This is a genomic window from Bacillus sp. MUM 116 (assembly GCF_001866655.1).
Classification (GTDB): domain Bacteria; phylum Bacillota; class Bacilli; order Bacillales; family Cytobacillaceae; genus Neobacillus.
Window position 1 is genome coordinate 1 of record NZ_MLYR01000040.1, and the last position, 15,815, is coordinate 15,815.

General features: G+C 37.5%; 17 protein-coding genes. 6 read left to right on the plus strand and 11 right to left on the minus strand.

Annotated elements, in window-relative coordinates; translation table 11 throughout:
- The first annotated feature begins 319 nt into the window (after positions 1 to 319).
- Positions 320 to 2,065: a B12-binding domain-containing radical SAM protein gene (locus BIV60_RS11225; protein WP_071355831.1), complete on the plus strand. Its 1,746-nt coding sequence runs from the start codon at positions 320 to 322 to the stop codon at positions 2,063 to 2,065.
- Positions 2,066 to 2,086: 21 nt separating this feature from the next.
- On the opposite strand, the gene BIV60_RS29610 is transcribed toward BIV60_RS11225, so the two are convergent.
- The gene (locus tag BIV60_RS29610) at positions 2,087 to 2,227 is read right to left on the minus strand and encodes a hypothetical protein (protein ID WP_177177273.1); all 141 of its coding nucleotides are present in this window, start codon (positions 2,225 to 2,227) and stop codon (positions 2,087 to 2,089) included.
- Positions 2,227 to 2,391 carry a hypothetical protein gene (locus BIV60_RS29615; protein ID WP_177177274.1) on the minus strand — a complete coding sequence of 55 codons (165 nt, stop codon included), beginning with the start codon at positions 2,389 to 2,391 and terminating at the stop codon, positions 2,227 to 2,229. The genes BIV60_RS29610 and BIV60_RS29615 overlap by 1 nt, the downstream gene beginning before the upstream one ends.
- A gap of 134 nt (positions 2,392 to 2,525) precedes the next feature.
- On the opposite strand from BIV60_RS29615, the gene BIV60_RS11230 reads away from it, so the two are divergent.
- Together BIV60_RS11230 and BIV60_RS11235 are read left to right on the plus strand one after the other, a co-directional pair.
- On the plus strand, positions 2,526 to 2,879 hold the full coding sequence (locus BIV60_RS11230) for a DUF3905 domain-containing protein (protein ID WP_071355832.1): 354 nt from the start codon (positions 2,526 to 2,528) through the stop codon (positions 2,877 to 2,879).
- A 268-nt stretch (positions 2,880 to 3,147) separates the two neighbouring features.
- Positions 3,148 to 3,351, plus strand: a complete 204-nt coding sequence (locus tag BIV60_RS11235; RefSeq protein ID WP_071355833.1) for an alpha/beta-type small acid-soluble spore protein — start codon at positions 3,148 to 3,150, stop codon at positions 3,349 to 3,351.
- Positions 3,352 to 3,420: 69 nt separating this feature from the next.
- Here BIV60_RS11235 and BIV60_RS11240 read toward each other — a convergent pair whose 3' ends face one another.
- From BIV60_RS11240 to BIV60_RS11250, 3 genes are all read right to left on the minus strand, one after another.
- Positions 3,421 to 4,728 carry an anti-sigma-I factor RsgI family protein gene (locus tag BIV60_RS11240; RefSeq protein ID WP_071355834.1) on the minus strand — a complete coding sequence of 436 codons (1,308 nt, stop codon included), beginning with the start codon at positions 4,726 to 4,728 and terminating at the stop codon, positions 3,421 to 3,423.
- Positions 4,725 to 5,480, minus strand: coding sequence for an RNA polymerase sigma factor SigI (gene sigI, locus BIV60_RS11245; RefSeq protein WP_256218385.1), 756 nt, complete (start codon positions 5,478 to 5,480; stop codon positions 4,725 to 4,727). Before sigI ends, BIV60_RS11240 begins: the two co-directional genes overlap by 4 nt.
- A 274-nt stretch (positions 5,481 to 5,754) precedes the next feature.
- A complete protein-coding gene (locus tag BIV60_RS11250; protein WP_071355836.1) occupies positions 5,755 to 7,335 on the minus strand; it encodes a peptide chain release factor 3 in 1,581 nt (526 codons plus the stop codon).
- 171 nt (positions 7,336 to 7,506) lie between these two features.
- Here BIV60_RS11250 and BIV60_RS11255 point away from each other — a divergent pair, with 171 nt between their 5' ends.
- From BIV60_RS11255 to BIV60_RS11265, 3 genes are all read left to right on the plus strand, one after another.
- Complete coding sequence (locus tag BIV60_RS11255) at positions 7,507 to 7,764, plus strand: hypothetical protein (RefSeq protein WP_071355837.1); 258 nt, start codon at positions 7,507 to 7,509, stop codon at positions 7,762 to 7,764.
- A 314-nt stretch (positions 7,765 to 8,078) separates the two neighbouring features.
- The gene (locus BIV60_RS11260; protein WP_071355838.1) at positions 8,079 to 9,800 is read left to right on the plus strand and encodes an AAA family ATPase; all 1,722 of its coding nucleotides are present in this window, start codon (positions 8,079 to 8,081) and stop codon (positions 9,798 to 9,800) included.
- Between the two features lie 105 nt (positions 9,801 to 9,905).
- Positions 9,906 to 10,313: a YkvA family protein gene (locus tag BIV60_RS11265; protein WP_256218386.1), complete on the plus strand. Its 408-nt coding sequence runs from the start codon at positions 9,906 to 9,908 to the stop codon at positions 10,311 to 10,313.
- Between the two features lie 40 nt (positions 10,314 to 10,353).
- Here BIV60_RS11265 and BIV60_RS11270 read toward each other — a convergent pair whose 3' ends face one another.
- The 6 genes from BIV60_RS11270 to ppc all read right to left on the minus strand — a co-directional run bounded on the left by BIV60_RS11270 (position 10,354) and on the right by ppc (position 15,747).
- Positions 10,354 to 10,494: a YjcZ family sporulation protein gene (locus tag BIV60_RS11270; RefSeq protein WP_071355839.1), complete on the minus strand. Its 141-nt coding sequence runs from the start codon at positions 10,492 to 10,494 to the stop codon at positions 10,354 to 10,356.
- Positions 10,495 to 10,518: 24 nt separating this feature from the next.
- Positions 10,519 to 10,626 carry a YjcZ family sporulation protein gene (locus BIV60_RS28380; RefSeq protein ID WP_083402216.1) on the minus strand — a complete coding sequence of 36 codons (108 nt, stop codon included), beginning with the start codon at positions 10,624 to 10,626 and terminating at the stop codon, positions 10,519 to 10,521.
- A gap of 134 nt (positions 10,627 to 10,760) precedes the next feature.
- Positions 10,761 to 10,982, minus strand: coding sequence for a Ger(x)C family spore germination C-terminal domain-containing protein (locus tag BIV60_RS11275; protein WP_071355844.1), 222 nt, complete (start codon positions 10,980 to 10,982; stop codon positions 10,761 to 10,763).
- A gap of 8 nt (positions 10,983 to 10,990) precedes the next feature.
- Positions 10,991 to 11,248: a hypothetical protein gene (locus tag BIV60_RS11280; RefSeq protein WP_071355840.1), complete on the minus strand. Its 258-nt coding sequence runs from the start codon at positions 11,246 to 11,248 to the stop codon at positions 10,991 to 10,993.
- A 194-nt stretch (positions 11,249 to 11,442) separates the two neighbouring features.
- Positions 11,443 to 12,744 (minus strand): coiled-coil domain-containing protein, encoded by a 1,302-nt coding sequence (locus BIV60_RS30755; RefSeq protein ID WP_071355841.1) that lies wholly within the window; start codon positions 12,742 to 12,744, stop codon positions 11,443 to 11,445.
- A gap of 240 nt (positions 12,745 to 12,984) precedes the next feature.
- A complete protein-coding gene (gene ppc / locus BIV60_RS11290; protein ID WP_071355842.1) occupies positions 12,985 to 15,747 on the minus strand; it encodes a phosphoenolpyruvate carboxylase in 2,763 nt (920 codons plus the stop codon).
- Positions 15,748 to 15,815: the final 68 nt, after the last annotated feature.

Genomic DNA, 15,815 nt, shown 5'->3' on the forward strand with positions numbered 1-15,815 from the left:
AAAAACAACAATCTATGCGAAAATAGCCTTTATAACAAAATAAAAGTAGATTAACTTCCCCAAGAGTATTATCAGGCAATAGTTTCTAATAAATCTGTGACAATTGTTACACACAGAGAGATTTTTTTATAACACTTTATTTTCATATAAAAATTTCCTAATATAAATGACTTTGAAGCGTTTTCACAATTATATAACAGCACCAAAGTTGTGGTATAACAGAAGCCCTCTAGCTCTTTTTGCCGGTTTAGCATCTACTCTTTTAGACAAGAATGAGATATAATTAAATATTGTTTTATTATCATAAAGGAGTTTTTTTATGAACGTCATTTGCACTACCTTAAATGCCAAATATATTCATACAAACCTGGCTATTCGTTATTTAAAGGCTTATGCCCTGCCTGAATTTAATATAAAAATTAAGGAATACACCATAAAGGATCCGGTCATGAATATCGTCACTGACCTCTATCAACAAAAACCGGATGTTATTGGATTTAGTTGTTATATTTGGAATATAGAAGAAACGATTAAAGTTGTGAACATGCTTAAAAAAATTGATCCTTCCATCATCATTGTTTTTGGGGGCCCTGAAGTTTCATATGATACTTCAGAATGGATGGAGAAAATTCCTCAAGTCGATTTTATTGTGATGGGCGAGGGGGAACAAACCTTTAAACAGCTTCTTACTGAAATTGAAACGAACAAAAATTATCGAAATGTCCCTGGCATTGCTTTCCGGAACGAGGATCAGGTGGCGGTTACCCCGCAAATGAACAAGCTTGATTTAAAAGAGCTCCCTTCTCCGTATCGTTTTCCGGAAGATCTCCCGCATCTGGGGAAACGTGTCACTTACATTGAGACAAGCCGTGGCTGTCCATTTAGCTGCCAATTTTGCTTATCCTCAATCGAAGTTGGAGTTCGTTATTTTGAAAGAGAAAAAATAAAAGAGGATATCCGTTATTTAATGGCGAATGGTGCCAAAACCATTAAGTTTGTAGACCGTACCTTCAATATCAGCAGAAGCTACGCAATGGATATGTTTCGCTTTTTGATTGATGAACATCTCCCTGGAACTGTCTTCCAGTTTGAAATAACCGCGGATATTATGCGGCCTGAAGTAATTGATTTTCTTAATCAAGAAGCACCAAAAGGTCTATTTCGCTTTGAAATAGGAGTTCAATCGACCAATGATTATACAAACGAGCTTGTGATGCGAAAACAAAATTTTTCAAAATTAACCCGAACAGTCACAATGGTTAAAGATGGAGGAAAAATCGACCAGCATCTTGATTTAATTGCAGGCCTTCCGGAAGAAGACTACCATTCCTTCCGAAAAACGTTTAATGATGTTTTTGAATTGCGGCCAGAGGAATTGCAGCTCGGATTTTTGAAAATGCTCAGGGGAACCGGGGTACGGCTCCATGCTGCCGACCATGGATATATTTATATGGATCATTCACCATATGAAATTTTGGGGAATAACGTACTTTCTTTTGATGATATTGTCAAAATCAAGCAAGTGGAAGATGTATTAGAAAAATATTGGAATGACCATCGTATGGACCTGACGGTTGAATACTTGGTTACTAACGTCTTTTCTTCTCCATTTGATTTCTTCCAGCAATTTGGAACTTACTGGGACGAACAGGGGTGGTCAAGAATTGGGCATCAGCTTGAAGACCTGTTCCGCAGACTGCATTCCTTCTTAGAATATATCTCTATTAAGGACCTCGATATCGTTGTTGGACTAATGAAATATGACTACCTAATCAACCATAAATATAAACCAAGAAAACCTTGGTGGGATCCTAGCTTTAATAAAGAGGAGCGCGTGAATATTTATAAACAAATCGCCGAAAATCCCGCTTTATTAGAACAGTCGTTTGTGGAGTTAGGGCTTGATGAAAAAGATTTATTTAAGCATACAATGCTAGAGAGACTTTCCTTTGACCTTAAAGAGTACCTTTCCTCAGGAAAGATTATAGATCACCCTACCTGTTTAGTTGCCTATTTTAACGCTACGAATGAAGAAACCGTTATTTTCTCCTTCAGAGAAAAATAATCTAGCCGGCTTTAAGCCGGCTTATTTTTGTTTTTTATCCTCATTTTTCTTCTTTTCCTTATGCGGAATTTGAAGTGTTTCAAAAAGCTTTGTTCCGTTTACATCACCAAATTCAATACTAAATTCCTCATTTGGAATTTGTGCTTTATTTCCGGGCCTCATCATCCTCTGCCCTTTCTTCCTAATTTGGAATTTCGATTTGCACCCCTTAAATGATCGTCTTCCTCATGGGAAAATTCGCTTGAAAATTCACTTTCCTGAACATTTTTATGTGGAGTTTTTGAATACTTTTCAACTGCATTAAATTCAGCTTTCCTTTTTGCCATCGTCTATTCCTCCCAAAAAAATAATCTTACATAGGTAGTTTTCATCATAGAACGATAATCATTCATTTCCTTTTTTTTCTTAATATAAATTTTCTTCGCTGAAGGAAAATATAAGAAAAAGGAGTGAATGTTTTATGACAAAGGAAATTCATAAAAAAACACTAAAAAGACTAGATATAGATGAAACTTTGCCACATCAAATCAGTGCTCCCAGCTATGAAGGGACTGGGATAAAAATGGAAGCACCATTTGTTAATAAGCACGGTGTAGTGATTGGGGACAGTATGTATGCATCAAAAAATTCACCTTTGGAAAATTGGACAGAGGAATCGGATCCAGCCATAATGTCGGGAGATGAATGGGTTCATCCGACAAATGATATTGGCTGGAATACAACTGAAAATAAGGAGATTCTAGAGAGCAAACGGAAACCAAAAGCTTATCCCTTTATGCATCCTTCGAAAGATGTAGGGAAAGGGACAGATTAAAAAGAAAAGCGGAAGCAACTTGGTCAGCCCCGACAAGGCTTTAGGCCGGGGTGGTGAAGTCGCTTTTTGACTTCATCGACCGGGCCGAAGCAACCCCGAGGGGTTGGACGCTTGCGCTGGACAATTCACAAAGTAAAAGTTTCTTATCTAATTTCTAATAAAGAAAACCAAATCCGAAAAACATTACCACTCATGAAAATAAAATGGATTAAAAATACTATCCTTACAGAGATTTATTCTCTGTAGCGATTTTAAGGGGTTGATAACTATGGCGAATAGCAGAAACAAATTATTAGTTCCAGGTGTTGAACAATTTATGGATCAGGTTAAGTATGAAATTGCCCAAGAATTTGGTGTTCACTTAGGATCAGATACGGTCTCCCGTGCAAATGGTTCCGTTGGAGGAGAAATAACGAAGCGACTTGTAAAACAGGCTCAGGCACAACTATCCGGGAATCCCTCACAAGAATAATTGAATACTTTGGCAAAAAAAGTCCGGCAGTTCAATGCCGGACTTTTTCTAATTTTAATGATAAGGAAACTATTCATTTCCATCTTTATTGTTATGTAAATTGTGCTTTTGTCGAGAATTTCCGTTGTCATTCTGTTGGTTTTCACGGTTCCATTTTCCATCATCTTTATTGTTATGTAAATTGTGCTTTTGTCCAGAATTTCCGTTGTCATTTTGTTGATTTTCACGGTTCCATTTTCCATCATCTTTATTGTTATGTAAATTGTGCTTTTGTCGAGAATTTCCGTTGTCATTCTGTTGATTTTCACGGTTCCATTTTCCATCATCTTTCTGGTGATTTTGATGGTCCCATCCTGTATTATTCGATTTATCTTGTTGATGCCATTTTTCCTTATGTTCTGTTTTGTTTTTATGTAGTCCCTCGTTTTTATTCCGATCATTATTATTAATTGCTTGTTTTTTTGGTTTCTGTTGCTGTTGCTTTTTTATCTGCTCTTGTGAATCATGAGACCATTTTGAAGATTGTTTCTCTTTACTAGAATGATTTATTGGAATTTTTCCGGTTCCACTTTGTTTATTTTGCTTAACAGGAGGTTTTGTTGCCTTAACTAGAGAATCTGGAATATCTTGCTGCACTTTAGACTTTCCATTATTCAATTGTGATTCTTTATTTACAACACTTTGAGTGGATTGAATCTTTTTCTCTTTATACTTCCCTGTAGTAAGTCCTAATTGATGAGCTTCTTTTCTTTCTTTTTCCGTACCGCTAAGGACAGTAGCTTCTAAATGTTGTTTATTTACTTTTTCTTTAATTTCCTCGATGTTTTTTTTCAGTTTATCCTCAGCCTGTTCTTCCGCCTCTTCAGTACGAACAGTTGATATAATTACTTGTTCAGTTTCTTTGAAATAGCCTTCCTTTTTCATTTCACCAAGGAGATTTTCAGTAAGGTCAGAAACATCTTTTTTCTCCCAGTCAGGAATTTTCGCAATAATTTCTTTTCCCTCTTTATTAAAGCCAGTTAATTCGACTACCTGCATCTTTTTATTTACGCCAAGTTCAATACTTGGATTTACATCGATCGACATATAGGCATACGCTTTCTTATCTTGGTAAGAAGGAATAAAGAAACCGAGAATTAAAAGAAGAACTGTCAGTCCTGCCCATAAAGGTTTCATTTTTAATAGGTTTTTTAACAGGTACTTTACTGAACGTCCTGTTTGGGATGGACGCAAATCATTATTTTCAATGGGAAAAAAGTGAATTTCTTCACCGATTTCATAGGTTTGATTCCTTTTTCTTGCACGTAAAAATTCACCCTCCGGAGTTAACAGCAATAGAAACGCATCTTCAATTTCCATAACTATACCTTTTTTCATGATTCAAGCACCCCCTTTATATAATCTTTTAGAAAAACATAATCACCAGATAAAATAAGTACAATGGCTATAATATACTTACGATTTCGTTCGATTGTTTTTCTGCTTGTCTCCACCATTTTTTCTAACTGTTTGATGGGGAGCCGTTTTTTCTCAAGTAATATCTCCTTAAGTTCAGGGTGATCAACAATCATTTTAGCGGCAAGAATTGCATTTTTTCGTGCATCTGCATGCTTTGGCGAATTTTCCACTAAATCACTGAAGTTTAAATCAAAGGTTTTAAGCAGTTGTTGAAATTGAATAATTTCATCTTTTCTTAACTGCTCATCCGTTTTTTTATGATAATTTTCAAGTGAAAGTTCGTTTACAATTACCGTACCGGGAGACTCTTCCTCAATGGACGCGGTTTGGAAATCAAGACTTATATATTGATTCTTTGTTTGTTTACGAATGTAATCTATTACTCTTCTTTTTATTAAAACCTCAGCAAAACTTAAAAGAGAACTTCCCCGTTCAGATGAATATTTTTCAATCGCTTCATTAAAGGCTAACAGCCCAATGCTGAATTCATCATCCGTTTCATAGATATATCTTTTGCATACAGACGAAACTGTTTTTGCAATAAATGGTTTGTACGATTCAATCAGTTCATTAAGAAGAATACGGTCACCTTGCTGAATTAATATTACCGACTCTTCTAGCGTTTTTTTCTTCTTCTTGGTCATGAACAACAAACTGAGCATTAGACTCACCTCTCTATTCACCCAATTATACCATACAGAAGGTGTAATAGATTTCAGGGGGTCATTACCATTCGAAAAAACAGCTTGATTCCGAATGTCATGATCCGTTTATTGCCCAAAATAAAATCGTTTTCTTATTTAACCTTCTTCCTCTCTTGAAAATTTTTTATGCGATCGCTTTTCATTACAAAAATACGTTTTTTGTTACAGGATTTGTGGGGGTGTGTAAAATAAAATTTCCAAATTCATTACAAAAAAAACGACGGGAGCTTCCCGTCGTTTTTTATTCATGTTTATCCATTGGATTATATAGTTTTATTGTTGGATTCTTTTCTTGGAACCATCTTAGTGCGAAGTCGTTTTCAAATAAAAATACATGATGGTCATAGCGGTCCTTCACAAGCAAGCTACGGGAGCTGGATAAATTTTCATCCACTACATCTCCTTCAACCCATCTGGCAATCTTTGATCCTAAGCGTTCCATAATGACTTCCGCATTGTATTCATTTTTCATGCGATGCTCAAAAACTTCATATTGCAGCTGTCCGACTGCACCTAACAAATATTCTTCCATTCTAATGGTTTTAAAGAGCTGAATGGCTCCTTCTTGTACAAGCTGCTGTATTCCTTTATAAAAAGACTTTTGTTTCATGACGTTTTTAGCAGATACTTTTACATAAAGCTCTGGTGTAAATTGTGGCAGTCTTTCATATTGAAAATTATCCTTGCCGGTTGTCAAAGTATCGCCAATTTGATAGGTACCTGTATCATAAAGTCCAATAATATCACCGCTCACGGCCTCATCCACCGTATTTCTTTCTTCCGCCATAAAGGATGTCGATTGTGAAAGCTTGATTTGTTTTTCAATGCGAGGGATATTCACGCTCATTCCACGTTCAAATTTACCTGAACAAATCCGAACAAAGGCAATCCGGTCGCGGTGTGCAGGATTCATATTTGCTTGAATTTTAAAGACAAATCCTGAAAAATTCTCTCCAAGTGGATTAATTTCCCCAACGGATGAATTACGTGCTTTCGGAGGCGGCGCAAATTGGAGATAGGACTCCAAAAATGTCTGCACACCAAAATTGGTTAAAGCACTGCCAAAGAAAACAGGCGTTAACTTACCGGCAGCAACTTTTTCCGCAGAAAATTCATTTCCTGCCTCATTCAGGAGCAAGATTTCCTCTATTGTCTGTTCATAAAGACCGGAATTCTTAATTGAGTGATTCCCCTCAATCTCCCCGTCATTATTTAAAGAAATAAAACGATCTTCATTACTCACACGAAATTGCTCAACACGATTATGATAACGATCATAAATGCCCAGAAATTCTTTTCCCATTCCAATCGGCCAATTCATCGGATAAGACTCGATGCCAAGAACTTCTTCCAACTCAGCAAGAAGTTCCAGTGGTGGTTTTCCTTGTCGGTCAAGCTTATTCATAAACGTGAAAATTGGAATTCCCCGCATCCGGCAAACTTTAAATAATTTTAGTGTTTGTTCCTCAATCCCTTTTGCCGAATCGATAATCATCACGGCGCTGTCAACGGCCATTAAGGTACGATAGGTATCTTCACTAAAATCTTGGTGTCCAGGAGTATCCAAAATATTGACACGAAATCCATCATAATCAAATTGCATGACACTGGATGTAACAGAAATTCCCCGCTGCTTTTCAATTTCCATCCAGTCACTTGTGGCAAATTTCCCGGTTTTTTTTGCTTTTACCGTTCCTGCATCCCGAATGGCTCCACCGAATAATAATAATTTTTCAGTCAATGTTGTTTTACCGGCATCTGGGTGAGAGATAATAGCAAAGGTCCGGCGCGATAATACTTCTTCTGTAAATTTGTTTCCCATCTTGACTTCCTCTCTTTTTTGACAATTAGTTTTTGTCCATAACTTCAATCTTATATGTCTTAGGATTACTTTGCAATCTTCAATTCATCGACACCATTTAAATCTATTTTATCATCGGAAATAAGAATATAATGAAGAAAGCATTTTATCAATTTTTTTATTGGAGGAAATATGAATATTACATCGATTGATCAAGCTACCTTGCATTTGATACATAAAGCTTTTGAAATTATCCTTAAAGACCATCATATACCATATAAAAAAATCGGGATTGTCGAAGATGGCGATCAGTTATTATTTTTGTATGAAGGTAAGTCAGAAAAAGTTCATGTTTTCAAATGGAGCAAAGCACAAAGCCTTGGAGTGAGTATTGGTGTTCTCGCTCAAAGTGTTTTGGCACCCATCATTCCAACCCTTCGAAACCTTTAGTTAAGGCTCTTTTCGTAAACTTTGTTTCTTTTGGACCTTAATAAGGGTCAAATACTTAAGTTTCTAGGCAATTTCCGCAAATATTCTTACGAAAAGATGCCACGAAGCATTTTGTTATACGGGTTGATGAACTTATACGAAAAACAACAATCTATACGAAAATAGCCTTAGTTATAACGATAAAGCTTCCTTTCTGAATATAAGAAGGGGGGCTTTTTCAAAATATCTATGCTTTTTCCTCCGATTCCCACATCCTTTTTTCTAAGATCCCATTTATAATAGAGAAGTACTCTGGTTAAAGGAGATGAAGACCATTGAATGAAAAAACAAAAAAAATAGTTTCAAAGTTTATTCCGCTCTTTGTAGCGTTAATATTCGTCATAGCTGGAATTGTTTGGGTTGTTCAAAGTTCGAAGGCAGAAGTGGCAATCCCCTTCTCATCAGTGGAGAAAACCATTCAAAATCAGCATGGTAAAACTGTCACTTTAACTGAACGTGCTGATGGCAGTATCCACATTAAAGCAGGGAATGCTCAATATATTTCCCATGTTCCTCCCAACAGCCAGATGGTCGATAAGCTAGTAGAAAAATATAAAATTAATTATTCCTATTCGAATAGCAGCCCATACGGAAAATGGATTCTCGGCGGTGTCATCATTCTGTTAGCCGGAGCCGCATTCACTCTGCAAAAGACGAAAGGTGGTTTCGGGCTTACAAACTCAATGAAAAATAGTGTAGCAAAACAACGCACTCTTCCGTCAACGACGTTAGATGATGTCGGAGGAATTGGGGATGAAATGAAGGAAGAAATTTTACAAACCCTTTCCACCTTAAAAGAACCGGAACGTGCCCTAAAACTAGGGATTAAACCGCCAAAGGGGATTTTATTATATGGACCTCCGGGTACTGGTAAAACATTATTAGCACAAGCTATCGCCCGCGAACTGAATGCATCATTTTTCTCCGCAAGCGGTTCAGCATTTAACGAACTTTTTGTTGGGGTCGGAGCAAGCCGGGTTCGTTCATTGTTCCAGGAAGCGAGAAAGCATAGTCCATCTGTTATTTTCATTGATGAAGTAGATGCACTTGCCGGAAGAAGAAAAGCACATGGCGGTGAAGAAGCTGAAAAAACCTTAACAGAGCTTCTTGTCCAGATGGATGGCGGTTTTAAAAATGATGGTATTCTTTTTATCGCCGCAACGAACCGAAAAGACATGCTTGATGATGCATTTTTACGTCCAGGAAGGATTGACTTCTCCTTCCATGTACCACTTCCTGATACCAAAGGAAGAAAGGAAATTATCGCCATCCATACAAAAGGAAAGGCGCTTGCAGCAGATGTGCTTACTTCTTTAAATGATTTAGCAGAAAGCACCTCAGGCTTTTCTGGTGCCGAGCTTCAATCACTGTTTGAAACAGCAAGTAGACGTGCTGTTCGAAATGGCAAAGATATGATCTATAAAGAAGATCTTGATTATGCCCTTGATCGTACAATATTAGGAAGTACTTCCCGTTCTTTGCAAGATTCTGAAACAAAACGCCGCGTGGCCATTCACGAAGCAGGACATGCCCTGGTTGCTTCTAAAACGAAACCGGGTTCGGTTAGAAAGGCTACCATTATTCCGCGTGGAGATGCGCTGGGCTATGTAGCACCGATACCAAAGGAATTGCATTTATCAACAACCAGCGATTTGCTTGACCGAATTGCCATGATTTTGGCAGGCGGTGTTGCTGAAAGATTAATGCTAGGTGAACACAGTATCGGAGTTAGTGGTGATGTTCAGCAGGCGAAACAAATAATTGAACAAATGGTTGATACCGGAATGCTTCAGGACGGATTTACCCTTACCTTTAATAAAACGGATAAAGAAACAAAAATGCAGGAACTTTTTGATAAAGGATTAGAAAAGGCTGACGCACTAATTCAAAACCATCATCAACAGTATCAGCAATTAGTCGATGCTTTATTAAAAAAAGAAACTCTCGAAGGCAGCGAAGTGGATGAGATTGTGCTAGGAAAATTGGTCTCAGCCTAAATGATGAGCACGAGGTGCAAAGCGCACCTCGTGTTTTTTAATACTCATTGGATTTAGTTTTCGTGGCAAACTAAACATGTATTCCTTAGAAAGAAGTGATTATTTTTGTTTAGCAAAAAGGAAAAAATCGAAAATGAAACTAATAAATATAAAAATAAAGCAATGGAATTTATCAATCACCAACAAAAAATCGATGAGTTAATGGAACAGGCAAAAAGTAAAGCGAAGGAACGGAAAAATTCATTAGGTGATGTTCTTGGGAAATTGGAACTTTTGATTGAGCTGATTAAATCCTATTCAAAGGGTGAGTACCGAAACATTTCCAAGAACACAATGGCAACCGTTATTGGCGCCATTCTCTATTTTGTTTCACCCATTGACATGATTCCGGACTTTATTATTGGATTAGGTTTTGTCGACGATGCAGCAGTAATTAGTTTCGCCGTCAAAAAAATATCCGGGGAGCTAAATGAGTATGACAAGTGGAAAAAAAGACAAAACCCTCTTGAATAATCAAGAGGGCTGCTAGATTTTCAAATTTTATTATTAAGGTTTAATAGAAGCAAGCTGCCCCTACAATAATTAATAGAATGAACAAGACAACGATTAACGCGAAACCGCCGCCCCAGCCGCATCCACCGCCATATCCAAATCCACCGCAGCATCCGCCGCCAAAACCACCATATCCAAACATTTTTCATTACCTCCTAATTTTTTATTAAATGAATCCGCCACACCATGAAGCTCCGATAATGATTAACAAGATAAATAGTACTACTAGAAGGGCAAAGCCGCCGCCAGCGAAGCCGCCTACTGCACCAGTCATATTATTACCTCCTTTTTTAAATTCTATATATCCTATTCAGGTACCCAAAAATGTGCACTAGACACTTATCCCTATTACCCAATTTTGAAAAAAAAGAATAAGCCCATCTTTTCAGTCAGATGGGCTAGATTATTTCAATTACTCAAAAGACTTTTGGTCCGAATTCCCGACCTTCTTAATTGTACTTTCACGTGGACCTTTACGATGGCATACGAAAAGAGCTCATCCCAGTGATCTTGAACCTTTTTGAAATTCTGATAATCTTGACGATACATCTCTTCACCAAAGCCAAAAATATCTGTCTGATATTCTTTTTGAACCTTTTTAATGTTACTCAGGATGTTTTTTCCAATCATTTTCGCAGTCAATTTTTCATATTGCTCATACCCGTTTGCGGCGGGCTTGGTGAGGATTCAGAAATATAAATGCGTATATCAATGACAATACTTGCAATGAACCCAATAATCACCCCAACTAGAACAATATATCTGCCAGCTGCAATTTCAGAAAAAAGTACACCGCGGACAGCTTCCAGAAAGTTGTATTCAAAAAGCTTCATGTCAAACAAAGCTAGAAGTCCTGTCAGAAATACATTGATTAAAATGAATGATAAAGTGACCATGGACATGACAACCCCTGTACATTGTTACCTTATGTTTCCAATAATGAGTTATTTTTATCCAAAAAAGAGGCCGTATTCCCTAAATCGGAAATCAGCCTCTTCTAGTTTGTCTTTATTTTATTGGCTATGTTAAAGGACAATGTAACGCATTAATAAAGAGAAGCGGATTTAAACCCCGCTTCTCATTTTATCATTTAATCTATAATACGTACTACGCGACCATTGAATGTTGATTTCCAATAGCTATTAGACAATGAAGCAATTGCTACACCTGTTGAGCTTTGTGAGCCAATGAACTTTCCGCCGCCAACATAAATACCAACGTGACCATCTGTTTTATAAGTATTGAAGAATACAAGGTCTCCCGGCTTCATTTGACTTGCAGGTACCTGTCTTCCCTCGTACTTTAAGGAATCTGTACTTGAACCAATATTATAACCTGCTTGTGCAAAGGCCCAGTGAACAAAACTAGAGCAATCAAATCTGCCATTGGCAATATCGGATGCTGTACGTCCGCCGCCAAATACATAAACAGAATTCCCAATATATTTATTTCCGGCATTAATGACTGTTTGAACACTTCCACTTCCACCGGAATGAGTTGCTACTGGAGTGTTATGATCTGAACCAGAATCATTCGATGTTGACGATGAATTGCCAGTATTGTTGTCGTTACTTGAACTGTTATTCTCATTCACTGAACCGTTATTGTCATTAGATGAACTTTTGTTATCAGACACAGGAGCAACAGCTTTTGCATGAATCACTTGATATTCTTTTAAAGCCAATTCCCTGTCTTTACCTTTTAGTTTTGCAATTCGATCCAATTGCTCTTGTTCTTTTTGTTTCAATTCTTTCTTTAAAGATTCATTTTCCTTTTTTTGACCCAAAATCTGCTCATGCATACCCTGAAGTTCAGTTTTCATATCCTTAAGCTCTGTCAGCTTTTTCTGAACTGTCGTTTGTTTCACTTCGACTTCCTTTTTATCCGCTTCATACTGTTTGATAAAATCCTGATCAGCTTGAACAAATGTTGAAACAGCACCAATTCGATCAATAAAATCACTAAAGCTTGATGCGCCTAATAAGACATCAAGATAACTAACGGTTCCGCCACTCTCTTGGAAGGATACGGCACGCTTTTTTAAAATTTCGTTTCGTTTTGCAATTCTTTCTTTTAAAACAGCAACCTCTTTTTCCAATTGCTGAACTTGCTCATTTGAATCTTTAATGTTATTCTCTGTTTTTACCATCATCGAATTATTATCTTTAATTGCTTGATCGACTCGATTCGCTTGTTCTATTAATCTGGCAAGATTATTTTGAACCTTTGAGATTTCCGAATTTGCTTTTGAAATTCCAGCTTGAATTCCCGAGCGCTGGCCTTTAATAGTTTGCAAATTATTATTTGGTGCAGCTTTTACAGCTGGAAGAGAGTAAGCACTTCCAAGACCAAGCATTAGAATGGTACTTAGTGCGGTTAGTTTCTTTTTCAATTGATTCCCTGCTTTCCTATCGACAAATTTCTATGTATTCTATTAATCATTGTTTTTAATCATTATGTATATGGCCATTAACATAAAACGACCAATTATAAAAATATTTTGTTGTAATTAGTAGTATAACATCTAATTTTGTCAAAAAAGTTAGAGAAATATTACATTTATATTTCAAAGACTATTTTTTTCTGAGAGTTAAAAAACAAACTCTTGTAATCAAGAGTTTGTTTTTTAAAATCAACCAGTATTCCGAAGTCCTGCCGAGATTCCGCTAATGGTTAATAAAACCTCCGTTAGCAATTCTTCATTCGGCTCTTCCTGGCTGCGCAATTGTTTAATTAACTCAACCTGTAAAAAGTTCAATGGATCAACATATGGATTACGTCTAAATACCGATTCCTTGATATTAGGCGTATGATCAAGCAATTCCTCATCACCTGTTATTTTTAAAAGGATGGCCTTCGTTTTTTCATATTCATCAAGGATATTTGTAAAAATTCTTTCTGCGATCGTTTGATCCTCAACAAGTGTTAAATATTCCTTAGCAGTTGTAATATCCGCTTTCATCAAAGCCATATGCAGGTTATCAATGGTTGATTGGAAGAACGGCCATTTTTCGTACATTTCCTGTAAAAGCGTCAGATTCTTTTCATCCTTTGATACAAAGCTGTCTAAACCCGTCCCGGCAGCAAACCAGGCAGGCAGCAGCTGACGGCTTTGTGTCCATGCAAACACCCATGGAATCGCCCGTAAATCTTCAAATCGTCCCTGTTTTTTTCGGCTCATCGGTCTGGAACCAATATTTAAATCTCCTAGTTCCCTAAGTGGGGTTGCCTGGTTAAAATAAGTAAGAAAATCAGGGTCATGAAACACAAGGGATTGATATTTAGCTAAAGCATCCCCTGAAATTTCGTCGAGGGCTTTTTCCCATTCTGCATGACGTAATTCCCCGTGATCCGCTTCTTTTAAGACATGTGTAGCAACCCTAAGAAGAGTGGAAATCGCTTGTTCAAGACTTCGGTAAGCTATGTCCTCAAGTAAGTATCTTGAGGATAATACTTCACCTTGTTCGGTAATTTTCACTCCATCACCGATTGTTTCAGCAGGCTGTGATAGAATACTTTTGTTTAACGGGCCGCCCCCGCGTCCGAGTGAACCGCCGCGGCCATGGAAAAATTTCAGACCAATCTGATAGCGCTTGGCCATCTCATGAATTTCAATCTGAGCCTTATACAGTTTCCAGTTCGCGGTAAGAGTTCCGCCATCTTTGCTTCCATCTGAATACCCAAGCATAATTTCCTGGCGGTCGCCCAAAATCCGCAAATGATTACGATACAATGGCATTTTAAACAGTGTTTCCATAATCTTTGGTCCAGCGGTTAAATCATCAATCGTTTCAAGCAGCGGCGCCAAATTTAAATGACTTTCTAACGTGCCATCTGCATGAAGTCTGTAGATACCAGCCTCTTTGGCCAGGACAAGTACTTCCAACAGGTCACTTGGAGATTTAGTCATACTTACGAGATAGACGGAAATGGAACGTTTCCCAAACTCTTCATGCGCTTTTTTAATCATTTGGAACACTTTAATCATTTCCTGCGTTTCTTCCGAATAATCTTCATTTAGTAAAAGAAGTGGACGCGGGTCAATTAAGATATTTTGCAGAATTTTAAGCTTCTCCTCTTCGGATAGCTCAGCATAATTTTCTGTGATTCTTACTTTCCTTAAGATTTCCGTAATCGCTGCTTCGTGCTCACCACTATGATTTCGGATATCGAGAGTCGCAAGGTGGAAGCCAAACAACTGGACTTGGCGGATCAACTTTTGAATTGTTTTTAGTTCATGGGCGGCAGGATGGTGGCTCTTTAAGCTGCTTTGAATGACGGACAAATCTTTTAATAACTCTTCAGCTGATTGATAACCAACTTCAGATTTTCCTACCTGTCTAACCCGCTCAATCATAATCGCAAATACTCTGCGGTAAACCTCTGTTTTGACTGGCCAATTTTTATCTTCCGTTAAATACTTGTCTTCTTGTTCTTCTAGTAATTGCAGGAGTTCTTCACTTACTCCTACCCTAGTAGTGGAGTGGCTGTACCGTTTCATTAAATCGTTCAGTACCCCTTTATATTTCTTTAACACAATTCTTCTTTGACGAATTAATGTCTCCCACGTTACGTCATGGGTAACATTCGGGTTTCCATCGCGATCGCCGCCAATCCATGAACCAAATCGAAGAAAATTAGGAACATTCCATTTTGTTTCAGGGTAATTTCTTTCAAGGCTTTCTTTTACCTCATAATGGATTTCAGGAAGAACCTCAAAAAGGGTTTGATCAAAATAATAAAGACCGTTACGGACTTCATCCATTACTGTCGGCTTGGTATGACGCAATTCATCGGTCTGCCACAGAATGGTTACTTCATTAAACAAGCTCTCTTCAAGCTTGTTTTTTTCTCTTTTTGTCAGCAGCGGATGATCAAGCTTTTCTAAAATCACTGCAATTCGCTGTTGAATTTCAAGAATCGACCGCTTAGTTGCCTCTGTAGGATGGGCTGTGATCACAAGCTCCAATGACAATGTTTTTAGAACATCCTGAATAACTTCTTCTGAGATATGGTTTTCTTTTAATGAGAGGATCGCACTTTCAATTGATGCAGGTTGAACGTTTTTTTCAGCCTGTAGTTGATACTGTCTGCGTCTGCGAATCCGTTGGTTTAGTTCTGCTGCATTGATTAAATGGAAATACATAGAAAAAGCACGGACCACCTGCACACGCATTGGGTTGCTTAAAGTGGAGATTTCCGTTTTTAAAGCGGCATAAGTTTCTTCTTCATATTGAGTTCGGAGGGATTTACACATGTTTCTTATTTTTTCGACTTTGTCGAATAATTCTGCCCCACCATGATTAATCAGGATTTCACCAAGCATTTGGCCAAGTAATTTGACATCTCTACGCAATGGAAGACTGCTGTCATTTACTTTTAATTCTGTTGCCATACTCTCACCTTCCCTTAATCAAAAAATTCTATAAATTTTAAATATAAATATAACATAATCTGAAAAAA